At 48.7% G+C, this 13,467-nt stretch carries 12 protein-coding genes and 5 pseudogenes; 7 read left to right on the top strand and 10 right to left on the bottom strand.

All coding sequences use genetic code 11. The features are described from left to right. Positions 1–7: 7 nt before the first annotated feature. Together fimB and C1P89_RS16110 are read right to left on the bottom strand one after the other, a co-directional pair. Complete coding sequence (gene fimB / locus C1P89_RS16105) at positions 8–577, bottom strand: type 1 fimbria switch DNA invertase FimB (protein ID WP_000790584.1); 570 nt, start codon at positions 575–577, stop codon at positions 8–10. 546 nt (positions 578–1,123) lie between these two features. Next, a protein-coding gene (locus C1P89_RS16110) for an IS1-like element IS1A family transposase (protein WP_237158186.1) occupies positions 1,124–1,821 on the bottom strand; the annotation gives its coding sequence in 2 pieces (ribosomal slippage) (positions 1,124–1,572 and positions 1,572–1,821; 699 coding nt in all). A 983-nt stretch (positions 1,822–2,804) separates the two neighbouring features. Here C1P89_RS16110 and nanC point away from each other — a divergent pair. The 3 genes and pseudogenes from nanC to C1P89_RS26495 all read left to right on the top strand — a co-directional run. Then, the gene (gene nanC, locus C1P89_RS16115; protein WP_001295734.1) at positions 2,805–3,521 is read left to right on the top strand and encodes an N-acetylneuraminic acid outer membrane channel NanC; all 717 of its coding nucleotides are present in this window, start codon (positions 2,805–2,807) and stop codon (positions 3,519–3,521) included. A 19-nt stretch (positions 3,522–3,540) separates the two neighbouring features. Further along, positions 3,541–4,647 carry an N-acetylneuraminate epimerase gene (nanM, locus tag C1P89_RS16120; protein ID WP_005139086.1) on the top strand — a complete coding sequence of 369 codons (1,107 nt, stop codon included), beginning with the start codon at positions 3,541–3,543 and terminating at the stop codon, positions 4,645–4,647. Between the two features lie 64 nt (positions 4,648–4,711). Beyond that, positions 4,712–5,326: pseudogene (locus C1P89_RS26495) on the top strand (sialate O-acetylesterase); the annotation flags it as partial. Between the two features lie 284 nt (positions 5,327–5,610). Here C1P89_RS26495 and C1P89_RS26500 read toward each other — a convergent pair. Next, positions 5,611–5,709, bottom strand: coding sequence for a protein YthB (locus C1P89_RS26500; RefSeq protein ID WP_211180523.1), 99 nt, complete (start codon positions 5,707–5,709; stop codon positions 5,611–5,613). 92 nt (positions 5,710–5,801) lie between these two features. Between C1P89_RS26500 and C1P89_RS26035 the strand changes: the two are divergent. Next, a pseudogene (locus C1P89_RS26035) lies at positions 5,802–5,932 on the top strand (phosphorothioated DNA-binding restriction endonuclease); the annotation flags it as partial. 6 nt (positions 5,933–5,938) lie between these two features. Here C1P89_RS26035 and C1P89_RS16130 read toward each other — a convergent pair. The 7 genes and pseudogenes from C1P89_RS16130 to ykiE form a co-directional block, all read right to left on the bottom strand. After that, positions 5,939–6,636, bottom strand: a protein-coding gene (locus C1P89_RS16130) for an IS1-like element IS1A family transposase (protein WP_094096600.1) whose coding sequence is annotated in 2 segments (ribosomal slippage) — positions 5,939–6,387 and positions 6,387–6,636 — 699 coding nt in all. Because the reading frame shifts where the segments join, the coding sequence is not laid out codon by codon here. 120 nt (positions 6,637–6,756) lie between these two features. Then, positions 6,757–7,014 (bottom strand): biofilm development regulator YmgB/AriR family protein, encoded by a 258-nt coding sequence (locus tag C1P89_RS16135; protein ID WP_000555341.1) that lies wholly within the window; start codon positions 7,012–7,014, stop codon positions 6,757–6,759. A gap of 339 nt (positions 7,015–7,353) precedes the next feature. After that, a pseudogene (locus C1P89_RS16140) lies at positions 7,354–7,458 on the bottom strand (IS3 family transposase); the annotation flags it as partial. Further along, a pseudogene (locus C1P89_RS26040) lies at positions 7,452–7,656 on the bottom strand (hypothetical protein); the annotation flags it as partial. The pseudogenes C1P89_RS16140 and C1P89_RS26040, both read right to left, overlap by 7 nt. A gap of 105 nt (positions 7,657–7,761) precedes the next feature. Continuing rightward, positions 7,762–8,459 (bottom strand): IS1-like element IS1A family transposase gene (locus C1P89_RS16145; RefSeq protein WP_094096600.1). Its coding sequence is split into 2 segments (ribosomal slippage): positions 7,762–8,210 and positions 8,210–8,459, totalling 699 coding nucleotides; the frame shifts between segments, so codons are not numbered across the junction. 93 nt (positions 8,460–8,552) lie between these two features. After that, positions 8,553–9,250 (bottom strand): annotated as a pseudogene (locus C1P89_RS16150) (IS1-like element IS1F family transposase). Between the two features lie 86 nt (positions 9,251–9,336). Then, positions 9,337–9,405: a protein YkiE gene (gene ykiE / locus C1P89_RS26045; protein WP_211180522.1), complete on the bottom strand. Its 69-nt coding sequence runs from the start codon at positions 9,403–9,405 to the stop codon at positions 9,337–9,339. Positions 9,406–9,541: 136 nt separating this feature from the next. On the opposite strand from ykiE, the gene fecI reads away from it, so the two are divergent. The 3 genes from fecI to fecA all read left to right on the top strand — a co-directional run bounded on the left by fecI (position 9,542) and on the right by fecA (position 13,424). After that, the gene (gene fecI / locus C1P89_RS16155) at positions 9,542–10,063 is read left to right on the top strand and encodes an RNA polymerase sigma factor FecI (protein ID WP_001283626.1); all 522 of its coding nucleotides are present in this window, start codon (positions 9,542–9,544) and stop codon (positions 10,061–10,063) included. Then, the gene (gene fecR, locus C1P89_RS16160; RefSeq protein WP_001068906.1) at positions 10,060–11,013 is read left to right on the top strand and encodes a ferric citrate uptake sigma factor regulator FecR; all 954 of its coding nucleotides are present in this window, start codon (positions 10,060–10,062) and stop codon (positions 11,011–11,013) included. The genes fecI and fecR overlap by 4 nt, the downstream gene beginning before the upstream one ends. A gap of 86 nt (positions 11,014–11,099) precedes the next feature. Continuing rightward, positions 11,100–13,424 carry a TonB-dependent Fe(3+) dicitrate receptor FecA gene (gene fecA, locus C1P89_RS16165; protein ID WP_000188257.1) on the top strand — a complete coding sequence of 775 codons (2,325 nt, stop codon included), beginning with the start codon at positions 11,100–11,102 and terminating at the stop codon, positions 13,422–13,424. Positions 13,425–13,467: the final 43 nt, after the last annotated feature.

A 13,467-nucleotide genomic window follows, 5' to 3' on the forward strand; every position in this document is an offset into this window, starting at 1 on the left:
GGAGTCATTACCCCCAGATGCCGTAAAAACGCCCTGCATTGCTGGTGGTATACCAGACAGTATGACGAATATTGCGATGCCCAAGATAATCCTGGATAAGTCGCGTATCTATTCCCATATTCGCCAAAGCAAAACCACACGAATGGCGTAACATGTGCGGATGAATCTCCAGTGACAACCCGGCATTACCACCGGAAGTCGAGATAATATGGTAAAACTGTTGCCGAGAAAGCGGATTCCCCTTACGTGATAAAAATACCCACTCGCTCTCAGCATGCGGATAAGAAGTACGGATACTCAACCAGTTTTTTAAAGCCTGAACTTCTTTGTTCAATAGCGGGTGCGTTGTTGAAAAGCCTTTTTTTAATCGATGGATATATATACACTTTGCCTTAAGATCAATATCCGAAATCCTCAATCGACAAATTTCACTCGCCCGGAAACCATGAATAAAACAAAGCAAAGTCAGACAATAATTACGTGCTGCATGAGGCCCGGTATTTGCTGCTTTAAGGAGTGACTCGATTTCACTATGGGTAAGGAAGTTCCTTTTTTTGTTATCAGCCTTATTCTTCATCGTTTTCCCTTATAATTACAGACGCGCACTAGCTGTGCTGGGTTAGCAATAATCCAACATTTTAATCCTGATTATGTTTATAAAAGCGAACGTTTGCTTAATAACTAACGTAAGTGGACCAGTTCTTCTGAGCGAACTTAAATGGAGTAGCGATAGTTACTTATAATAACTTTGCCATACAAACGCCATGCTCTTGCATGCTATGTACCTTTATATATTTATCAACCTGATACGAATCTAATAATAACCCTCATCATTAATGCAACTAATCTTATCTATATATCATGTGATATGTTCTGTAACAAGTAAAATCAACATAAAAAATTCAGCAAAATTTAATATTCGTTCAACTAGCCGTCTCACATATGACATTATTAGTCAACTCCATTTGCCACAAAATGGCTATTTCATGGAACACAGTAATTTCTTAGTGGCTATTATCATGCTAATGCTTAGGTCCCTAGCGATTATTCCTGCCTGGTTCGTCAGCTTACGCCATGAGATTGTTACATTCCTTTTTATCCTGGAGATGGTAATGACTCCAACTTATTGATAGTGTTTTATGTTCAGATAATGCCCGATGACTTTGTCATGCAGCTCCACCGATTTTGAGAACGACAGCGACTTCCGTCCCAGCCGTGCCAGGTGCTGCCTCAAATTCAGGTTATGCCGCTCAATTCGCTGCGTATATCGCTTGCTGATTACGTGCAGCTTTCCCTTCAGGCGGGATTCATACAGCGGCCAGCCATCCGTCATCCATATCACCACGTCAAAGGGTGACAGCAGGCTCATAAGACGCCCCAGCGTCGCCATAGTGCGTTCACCGAATACGTGCGCAACAACCGTCTTCCGGAGACTGTCATACGCGTAAAACAGCGAGCGCTGGCGCGATTTAGCCCCGACATAGCCCCACTGTTCGTCCATTTCCGCGCAGACGATGACGTCACTGCCCGGCTGTATGCGCGAGGTTACCGACTGCGGCCTGAGTTTTTTAAGTGACGTAAAATCGTGTTGAGGCCAACGCCCATAATGCGTGCAGTTGCCCGGCATCCAACGCCATTCATGGCCATATCAATGATTTTCTGGTGCGTACCGGGTTGAGAAGCGGTGTAAGTGAACTGCAGTTGCCATGTTTTACGGCAGTGAGAGCAGAGATAGCGCTGATGTCCGGCAGTGCTTTTGCCGTTACGCACCACCCCGTCAGTAGCTGAACAGGAGGGACAGCTGATAGAAACAGAAGCCACTGGAGCACCTCAAAAACACCATCATACACTAAATCAGTAAGTTGGCAGCATCACCCCTGGAGATAAGGGGGAACGCAGGAGACGCTTTTTCATCTACATTCGTGGGTAAATATGGCTTTGGTCACTGCGACTTAAACCTTCCTCAATCACAGCTATTCGCCGGGCGATACGGCAAACAAACTAAGTGAAACATCATCCTGAAAACACCAACATCAACAAGCCTCTCTAGATCGACTTCAGAAGCGACCAGTTACAAGCCACAAATCAGGAAACATATTTCATGGTGAGAATTATGATCAGCCTGATGGCGGGTAAACACTTGTTTTCACCACGCTCACTGAGTTAGCTTGCAAAGCTTCCCTTGTTTAGACCCTAAATAAATTTTTTATAAAACAAACAGTTAAAAGAAATCCTTTAGTTTTTGAAGACCACCTCAAGTGTTCGTCTGGCTTCACATGGCATCTTCCTCTTAGAAAAAGATCGACATATTTTGTGACACGAATTGCAAATCTCGTTTTGTTGTATGGCTTGCGTGATTTTTGATCTGGTATAACAGGTATAAAGGTGCACCGCGATAGTCAATGAGACAGGGCATCTCGCAATCTATGGCAAACATCACTTCAGTTCTTTCTCATCGGGTGATGAAAACGCACTTCAGTCTGAAAGGAATATGAAAATGAGATCAACAGACACTCTATTTTATGACTCTGGGTAAAATGGATTGAGTAAGTGATATAGCTTACGAACATTCAAATCAATTAAACATCAGAAGAGATTTTATACTCAGGTATTTAATCTGATTCTCTGTTTATTTAAATAATGTGGAAAGAGAATTTTCACAGGAGACCTTATACAAAAATATAAAATAAGCTACCCGTTGCCAAAGACACTATAAGCCTGGCAAAAAATATTACACAACATAAATGCTAATTGTTTATGCGGGCTTTGTATTGCTTTCTGTATCCTACAAATGAGTGAAATTTATGAAAAAGGCTAAAATACTTTCTGGCGTATTATTACTGTGCTTTTCGTCACCATTAATTTCTCAGGCTGCGACACTGGACGTACGTGGTGGATATCGTAGCGGAAGCCATGCCTATGAGACTCGACTCAAAGTCAGTGAGGGATGGCAAAATGGATGGTGGGCAAGCATGGAAAGTAATACCTGGAATACCATTCATGATAATAAAAAGGAAAATGCCGCACTCAATGATGTTCAGGTTGAAGTTAATTACGCGATTAAACTTGATGATCAATGGACGGTGCGCCCGGGAATGTTAACGCATTTTAGCAGCAACGGCACACGCTACGGACCCTACGTAAAACTGTCCTGGGACGCGACAAAAGATCTTAATTTTGGCATTCGCTATCGTTACGACTGGAAAGCTTACCGACAACAAGACTTATCCGGTGATATGTCTCGTGATAACGTTCATCGTTGGGATGGATATGTCACTTACCATATTAATAGTGATTTCACCTTCGCATGGCAAACGACGCTATACAGCAAACAGAATGATTATCGCTATGCAAACCACAAGAAATGGGCGACGGAAAATGCCTTTGTTCTACAATACCATATGACGCCCGATATTACGCCATACATAGAATATGACTACCTTGACCGCCAGGGTGTTTACAACGGCAGAGATAATTTATCGGAAAACAGTTATCGCATTGGTGTGTCATTTAAACTGTAGTAGACAGGAGACAGTCACAATGAATAAAACTATAATGGCGCTTGCTATCATGATGGCTTCATTTGCCGCAAACGCGTCTGTATTACCGGAAACTCCTGTGCCATTTAAAAGTGGTACCGGAGCAATTGATAACGACACTGTCTACATTGGTTTAGGTAGCGCAGGTACAGCATGGTACAAGCTAGATACACAGGCCAAAGATAAAAAATGGACTGCGTTAGCTGCATTCCCTGGTGGACCGAGAGATCAAGCAACCTCTGCATTTATTGATGGCAATCTATATGTGTTTGGCGGCATTGGCAAAAACAGCGAGGGATTGACTCAGGTATTTAATGACGTACACAAATACAACCCCAAAACCAATAGCTGGGTTAAATTGATGTCGCTCGCGCCGATGGGCATGGCGGGTCATGTGACTTTTGTACACAACGGCAAGGCTTATGTTACTGGCGGTGTTAACCAGAATATCTTCAATGGCTATTTTGAAGATCTCAACGAGGCTGGAAAAGATTCAACCGCTATAGATAAAATCAACGCCCACTATTTTGACAAAAAAGCAGAAGATTATTTCTTCAATAAGTTTCTGTTGTCTTTTGATCCCTCAACACAGCAATGGAGTTACGCTGGCGAATCGCCCTGGTACGGAACGGCTGGTGCGGCGGTTGTGAATAAAGGTGATAAAACCTGGCTTATTAATGGCGAAGCCAAACCAGGATTGCGAACGGATGCCGTATTTGAACTTGATTTCACCGGTAATAATTTAAAATGGAATAAGCTTGATCCCGTCTCATCACCAGATGGCGTCGCTGGCGGTTTTGCGGGGATAAGCAATGATTCTCTTATATTTGCCGGAGGGGCCGGATTCAAAGGTTCACGAGAAAATTACCAGAACGGTAAGAACTATGCGCATGAAGGCCTGAAAAAATCATATAGCACTGATATTCATCTTTGGCATAACGGGAAATGGGATAAATCGGGTGAATTATCGCAAGGTCGGGCCTACGGAGTATCATTGCCCTGGAATAATAGTTTATTAATTATTGGCGGTGAAACTGCAGGCGGCAAAGCGGTGACGGATTCAGTTTTAATTTCTGTGAAGGATAATAAAGTCACAGTACAAAACTAACGCTTCAGGGCCCCGGTAAAGGGGCCCTGCTATCAATTTGTCATTTGTATTACGCGAAAATTATATGAACGCAATAATATCGCCCGATTATTACTATGTTCTTACCGTTGCTGGTCAGTCTAATGCCATGGCGTATGGCGAAGGACTGCCATTACCGGACAGGGAAGATGCGCCTCATTCCAGAATTAAACAATTAGCGAGATTTGCGCATACGCATCCCGGAGGCCCGCCATGTCACTTTAACGACATTATTCCACTGACTCACTGCCCACACGATGTTCAGGATATGCAGGGTTATCACCATCCTCTGGCAACGAATCATCAAACACAGTACGGCACCGTTGGCCAGGCACTGCATATTGCACGGAAATTACTGCCCTTCATTCCTAATAATGCAGGGATTCTTATCGTTCCGTGTTGCCGTGGCGGATCGGCTTTTACCGCGGGCAGCGAAGGGACATATTCAGAACGGCACGGAGCCAGCCATGATGCTTGTCGTTGGGGAACGGATACTCCGCTGTACCAGGATTTAGTCAGCAGAACGCGAGCCGCACTGGCAAAAAATCCGCAGAACAAATTCCTCGGCGTATGCTGGATGCAAGGCGAATTTGACTTAATGACCAGTGACTACGCGTCACACCCTCAACACTTTAATCATATGGTTGAAGCCTTTCGTAGGGATCTAAAACAATACCATTCTCAGCTTAATAATATTACTGACGCGCCATGGTTTTGCGGCGATACCACCTGGTACTGGAAAGAAAATTTCCCGCATTCGTATGAAGCTATTTATGGCAATTATCAAAATAATGTTTTAGCCAATATTATTTTCGTCGACTTCCAGCAACAAGGTGAAAGAGGACTGACGAACGCGCCTGATGAAGACCCGGACGATTTAAGCACGGGATATTACGGTTCAGCGTACCGGTCACCGGAGAACTGGACGACGGCACTGCGAAGCAGTCATTTCAGCACGGCAGCCCGTCGGGGGATTATTTCTGACAGATTTGTAGAAGCAATTTTGCAGTTTTGGCGCGAAAGGTGAGCGGGGAGTTTATTCATGGGGGATGTCCTTGTTCGTTCTCAGAGTAGACAACAAAAAACAAATAAGATCAAGGTAATATCTCTTCACTTGCGGGCTCGAACAGCAGGCAATTGCCAATATAATAATCTGGCACAAGGGTGAAAAACGCGCACCGCATAAACCGTTGTTATTGCTTACAGATTAGCCGGATGCCTTAATAGACATCCGCGCCTTTTCGATTATGGCTCGGAAGGTAATGACTCTAACTTATTGATAGTGTTTTATGTTCAGATAATGCCCGATGACTTTGTCATGCAGCTCCACCGATTTTGAGAACGACAGCGACTTCCGTCCCAGCCGTGCCAGGTGCTGCCTCAGATTCAGGTTATGCCGCTCAATTCGCTGCGTATATCGCTTGCTGATTACGTGCAGCTTTCCCTTCAGGCGGGATTCATACAGCGGCCAGCCATCCGTCATCCATATCACCACGTCAAAGGGTGACAGCAGGCTCATAAGACGCCCCAGCGTCGCCATAGTGCGTTCACCGAATACGTGCGCAACAACCGTCTTCCGGAGACTGTCATACGCGTAAAACAGCCAGCGCTGGCGCGATTTAGCCCCGACATAGCCCCACTGTTCGTCCATTTCCGCGCAGACGATGACGTCACTGCCCGGCTGTATGCGCGAGGTTACCGACTGCGGCCTGAGTTTTTTAAGTGACGTAAAATCGTGTTGAGGCCAACGCCCATAATGCGTGCAGTTGCCCGGCATCCAACGCCATTCATGGCCATATCAATGATTTTCTGGTGCGTACCGGGTTGAGAAGCGGTGTAAGTGAACTGCAGTTGCCATGTTTTACGGCAGTGAGAGCAGAGATAGCGCTGATGTCCGGCAGTGCTTTTGCCGTTACGCACCACCCCGTCAGTAGCTGAACAGGAGGGACAGCTGATAGAAACAGAAGCCACTGGAGCACCTCAAAAACACCATCATACACTAAATCAGTAAGTTGGCAGCATCACCCGAGAGGGACTATATATTTCGTTTTCAGATAAGACTCCTTGAGAGATTATCTTTTATGTAAAATCTCAAATATCACCTGATGTAATGTCAATGATAATATTAAGTGCGCTCTGAACAACATCTTTCTTGGTGTGATTAACATCTGACAAAAAGAACATCAGCTTCTTTATTATGTTCTTGTTGTTTATTATTTCACGCTCACAGAATAAAGCGTTGACTGCCTCTTCTATGACATTTCTCTCGTAAAAAAATTGAGAGTTAGCCTCATATAAAATATTGGCCAATTTTTCACCAAAAACCATATTATAATAATCACTGTGCATCTTCCTCCCCCAGGGTTCAGTCAATAATTTTACCATGCCTAATTATGACAGGTGTAACAAGCATATTTTGCTATATAAATAAAATACATAATACTGATTATTGTAAGAACAGGAAGCAGACTAATGGTTTTTTTTTGTGAGCACATTCCTTCTTATGTAGGAAGAGGCTGTATTATATTCAGTCAACTCTTTTTTACTAAAAACATTATCTATGCCATCAAAGTTGCCTGCTAGCTAATTTTTAGGATATCGCCTTGTCGTGGATTATGCACTCTAAACATGTAGAAGGTATTCATTACAAATACACAGACGGCCATCTTTTGTAAAATGGATGCCGCTTTAAGTGAGATTCTGATTTTCAAATTGTTCCGGACTGAGACCGCCACACCAACTGTACCATCGCCAGCGATTGTAATCGCACTCGATATAATTAAGTAAGTTTGCTGATTTTGCTGTTTACTGCGACAGATGTAAAGCTGTGGTGATTCATGCAGACTAAGTTCACGGACTCCGGCAGTAACACCGATGCATTCTGCAAGCTTCAGATCTTAACTACGAAATTCATGCGAATGGTGTTTACGTTTTTTTACTGGTTGAAACTGTTTTGTCTTGTGAGTCACCTCTGACTGAGAGTTTACTCACTTAGCCGCGTGTCCACTATTGCTGGGTAAGATCACAACACTTTAAAATGCCCTATATAGGGTTAACCAGTAATTATCTGTATGATAGTTTGGTAATGACTCCAACTTATTGATAGTGTTTTATGTTCAGATAATGCCCGATGACTTTGTCATGCAGCTCCACCGATTTTGAGAACGACAGCGACTTCCGTCCCAGCCGTGCCAGGTGCTGCCTCAGATTCAGGTTATGCCGCTCAATTCGCTGCGTATATCGCTTGCTGATTACGTGCAGCTTTCCCTTCAGGCGGGATTCATACAGCGGCCAGCCATCCGTCATCCATATCACCACGTCAAAGGGTGACAGCAGGCTCATAAGACGCCCCAGCGTCGCCATAGTGCGTTCACCGAATACGTGCGCAACAACCGTCTTCCGGAGACTGTCATACGCGTAAAACAGCCAGCGCTGGCGCGATTTAGCCCCGACATAGCCCCACTGTTCGTCCATTTCCGCGCAGACGATGACGTCACTGCCCGGCTGTATGCGCGAGGTTACCGACTGCGGCCTGAGTTTTTTAAGTGACGTAAAATCGTGTTGAGGCCAACGCCCATAATGCGTGCAGTTGCCCGGCATCCAACGCCATTCATGGCCATATCAATGATTTTCTGGTGCGTACCGGGTTGAGAAGCGGTGTAAGTGAACTGCAGTTGCCATGTTTTACGGCAGTGAGAGCAGAGATAGCGCTGATGTCCGGCAGTGCTTTTGCCGTTACGCACCACCCCGTCAGTAGCTGAACAGGAGGGACAGCTGATAGAAACAGAAGCCACTGGAGCACCTCAAAAACACCATCATACACTAAATCAGTAAGTTGGCAGCATCACCTGATAGTTTTGAGTTCGGGAGGAGGTAATGACTCCAACTTACTGATAGTGTTTTATGTTCAGATAATGCCCGATGACCTTGTCATGCAGCTCCACCGATTTTGAGAACGACAGTGACTTCCGTCCCAGCCTTGCCAGATGTTGTCTCAGATTCAGATTATGTCGCTCAATGCGCTGAGTGTAACGCTTGCTGATAACGTGCAGCTTTCCCTTCAGGCGTGATTCATACAGCGGCCAGCCATCCGTCATCTATACCACGACCTCAAAGGCCGACAGCAGGCTCAGAAGACGCTCCAGTGTGGCCAGAGTGCGTTCACCGAAGACGTGCGCCACAACCGTCCTCCGTATCCTGTCATACGCGTAAAACAGCCAGCGCTGACGTGATTTAGCACCGACGTAGCCCCACTGTTCGTCCATTTCAGCGCAGACAATCACATCACTGCCCGGTTGTATGCGCGAGGTTACCGACTGCGGCCTGAGTTTTTTAAGTGACGTAAAACCGTGTTGAGGCCAACGCCCATAATGCGTGCACTGGCGCGACATCCGACGCCATTCATGGCCATATCAATGATTTTCTGGTGCTTACCGGGCTGAGAGGCGGTGTAAGTGAACTGTAGTTGCCATGTTTTACGGCAATGAGAGCAGAGATAGCGCTGATGTCCGGCAGTGCTTTTGCCGTTACGCACCACGCCTTCAGTAGCGGAGCAGGAAGGACATCTGATGGAAATGGAAGCCACGCAAGCACCTTAAAATCACCATCATACACTAAATCAGTAAGTTGACAGCATTACCGAAATCCCTATCCTTTAGGGCAGTGAGGATGTCAATAATAGCAGACCACATCATGAGTCATTCTGACCGACACATGCCAGAAGCAGAGGCTCCATCCCATTTTATACCTACCTTATAACACTTAGAAAAACAACATGTTAAAAATGTCTATTGGAAACAATTTTATTTCCAATTGTAATGATAACTATTCTCATATTAATATGGCTACGTGATAATTAACTTTTGATGCACTCCGCATGTCTGACCGCGCCACTACCACAGCTTCCTTAACATTCGAGTCGCTTTATGGCACACATCACGGCTGGTTGAAAAGCTGGCTGACGCGCAAACTCCAGTCTGCTTTTGATGCAGATGACATTGCCCAGGACACTTTTTTGCGGGTAATGGTCAGCGAAACGCTCTCGACGATCCGCGATCCTCGCTCCTTCCTCTGCACTATCGCCAAACGCGTGATGGTGGACCTGTTTCGCCGAAACGCGCTGGAAAAAGCGTATCTGGAGATGCTGGCGCTTATGCCGGAGGGGGGAGCGCCTTCACCTGAGGAACGCGAAAGCCAACTCGAGACCCTACAACTCCTCGACAGCATGCTGGACGGGCTAAACGGCAAAACACGTGAAGCGTTTCTGCTTTCGCAACTGGATGGTCTGACATACAGCGAGATTGCGCACAAACTCGGTGTTTCCATCAGCTCCGTGAAAAAATACGTGGCGAAAGCCGTCGAGCACTGCCTGCTGTTCCGTCTGGAGTATGGGTTATGAATCCTTTGTTAACCGATTCCCGCCGTCAGGCGCTGCGTTCAGCTTCCCACTGGTATGCCGTGCTAAGCGGCGAGCGCGTCAGCCCACAACAGGAAGCGCGCTGGCAACAGTGGTATGAACAGGATCAGGATAACCAGTGGGCCTGGCAGCAGGTTGAAAACCTGCGCAACCAGCTTGGCGGTGTGCCTGGCGACGTTGCCAGCCGGGCGTTGCACGATACCCGCCTCACCCGCCGTCACGTGATGAAAGGATTACTGCTGTTGCTCGGCGCTGGCGGAGGCTGGCAGCTCTGGCAGTCGGAAACCGGCGAAGGTCTGCGGGCAGATTACCGCACCGCCAAAGGCACAGTCAGCCGTCAGCAACTGGAAGATGGCTCCCTGCTCACGCTGAATACCCAAAGCGCGGCGGATATGCGTTTTGATGCGCATCAGCGCACCGTCCGGCTCTGGTACGGTGAAATCGCCATTACTACCGCGAAAGATGCCCTGCAACGCCCCTTCCGTGTCCTGACCCGTCAGGGCCAGCTCACTGCTTTAGGGACAGAATTTACCGTCCGCCAGCAGGATAATTTCACGCAGCTTGACGTGCAGCAGCACGCCGTGGAAGTGCTTCTCGCCAGTGCCCCCGCGCAAAAACGCATCGTGAACGCTGGTGAAAGCCTGCAGTTCAGCGCCTCTGAGTTTGGCGCAGTGAAACCGCTGGATGACGAGAGTACAAGCTGGACGAAGGACATCCTGAGCTTCAGCGATAAACCGCTGGGTGAGGTGATAGCCACGCTAACCCGTTACCGCAACGGCGTGCTGCGCTGCGATCCCGCCGTTGCCGGGCTGCGCCTGAGCGGGACGTTCCCGCTGAAAAATACCGATGCGATCCTGAACGTTATCGCGCAAACGCTTCCCGTTAAAATTCAGTCTATTACGCGGTACTGGATAAACATTTCACCACTGTAAGGAAAATAATTCTTATTTCGATTGTCCTTTTTACCCTTCTCGTTCGACTCATAGCTGAACACAACAAAAATGATGATGGGGAAGGTATGACGCCGTTACGCGTTTTTCGTAAAACAACACCTTTGGTTAACGCCATTCGCCTGAGCCTGCTGCCGCTGGCCGGTCTCTCGTTTTCCGCTTTTGCTGCACAGGTTAATATCGCACCGGGATCGCTCGATAAAGCGCTCAATCAGTATGCCGCACACAGCGGATTTACCCTCTCGGTTGACGCCAGCCTGACGCGCGGCAAGCAGAGCAACGGCCTGCACGGCGATTACGACGTCGAGAGCGGCCTGCAACAACTGCTGGACGGCAGCGGACTGCAGGTAAAACCGCTGGGAAATAACAGCTGGACGCTGGAGCCCGCGCCCGCACCAAAAGAAGATGCCCTGACCGTGGTCGGCGACTGGCTGGGTGATGCGCGTGAAAACGACGTATTTGAACATGCTGGCGCGCGTGACGTGATCCGCCGTGAGGATTTCGCCAAAACCGGCGCAACCACCATGCGTGAGGTACTTAACCGCATCCCTGGCGTCAGCGCGCCGGAAAACAACGGCACCGGCAGCCACGACCTGGCGATGAACTTTGGCATCCGGGGCCTGAACCCGCGCCTCGCCAGCCGCTCGACCGTCCTGATGGACGGCATCCCCGTCCCCTTCGCCCCTTACGGTCAGCCGCAGCTTTCACTGGCTCCCGTTTCGCTCGGCAACATGGATGCCATTGACGTGGTACGCGGTGGTGGTGCGGTGCGTTACGGACCGCAGAGCGTGGGCGGCGTGGTGAACTTTGTTACCCGTGCCATTCCGCAGGACTTTGGTATCGAGGCGGGCGTGGAAGGTCAGCTCAGCCCAACCTCTTCACAAAACAACCCGAAAGAGACGCACAACCTGATGGTGGGCGGCACAGCGGACAACGGTTTTGGCACCGCGCTGCTCTACTCCGGCACGCGCGGCAGTGACTGGCGCGAGCACAGCGCCACCCGCATCGACGACCTGATGCTGAAAAGCAAATATGCGCCGGATGAGGTGCACACCTTCAACAGCCTGCTGCAATATTACGACGGTGAAGCCGACATGCCCGGTGGCCTGTCTCGCGCGGATTACGACGCCGATCGCTGGCAATCCACCCGCCCGTATGACCGCTTCTGGGGTCGTCGCAAGCTGGCGAGCCTGGGCTACCAGTTCCAGCCAGACAGCCAGCATAAATTCAACATTCAGGGGTTCTACACCCAAACCCTGCGCAGCGGCTACCTGGAGCAAGGCAAACGCATCACCCTCTCGCCGCGTAACTACTGGGTGCGCGGTATTGAGCCACGCTACAGCCAGATCTTTATGATCGGCCCTTCCGCGCACGAAGTGGGCGTGGGCTATCGCTATGTGAATGAATCAACGCATGAAATGCGTTACTACACCGCCACCAGCAGCGGGCAGTTGCCGTCCGGCTCAAGCCCTTACGACCGCGATACGCGTTCCGGCACCGAGGCGCACGCCTGGTATCTGGATGACAAAATCGACATCGGCAACTGGACCATCACGCCGGGTATGCGTTTCGAACATATCGAGTCATACCAGAACAACGCCATCACAGGCACGCACGAAGAAGTGAGCTATAACGCACCGCTTCCGGCGTTGAACGTGCTCTATCACCTGACTGACAGCTGGAATCTTTATGCAAACACTGAAGGCTCGTTCGGCACCGTACAGTACAGCCAGATTGGCAAGGCTGTGCAAAGCGGCAATGTGGAACCGGAAAAAGCGCGAACCTGGGAACTCGGTACCCGCTACGACGACGGCGCGCTGACGGCGGAAATGGGGCTGTTCCTGATTAACTTTAACAATCAGTACGACTCCAACCAGACCAACGACACCGTCACTGCACGTGGCAAAACGCGCCATACCGGGCTGGAAACGCAGGCACGTTACGATCTGGGTACGCTAACGCCAACGCTTGATAACGTTTCCATCTACGCCAGCTATGCGTATGTGAACGCGGAAATCCGCGAGAAAGGCGACACCTACGGCAATCTGGTACCATTCTCCCCGAAACATAAAGGCACGCTGGGCGTGGACTACAAGCCAGGAAACTGGATGTTCAATCTGAACAGCGATTTCCAGTCCAGCCAGTTTGCGGATAACGCCAATACGGTGAAAGAGAGCGCCGACGGCAGTACCGGCCGCATTCCCGGCTTCATGCTCTGGGGCGCACGCGTGGTGTATGACTTTGGCCCGCAGATGGCAGATCTGAACCTGGCATTCGGTGTGAAAAACATCTTCGACCAGGACTACTTCATCCGCTCTTATGACGACAACAACAAAGGCATCTATGCAGGCCAGCCGCGCACGCTGTATATGCAGGGGGCGTTGAAGTTCTGATGTGTTAACGCCCGGCTTGCCGGGCTTTTAGCTGGAATGTGAT

It is taken from the genome of Shigella sonnei (assembly GCF_002950395.1).
In the GTDB taxonomy this organism is placed as follows: Bacteria; Pseudomonadota; Gammaproteobacteria; order Enterobacterales; family Enterobacteriaceae; genus ECMA0423.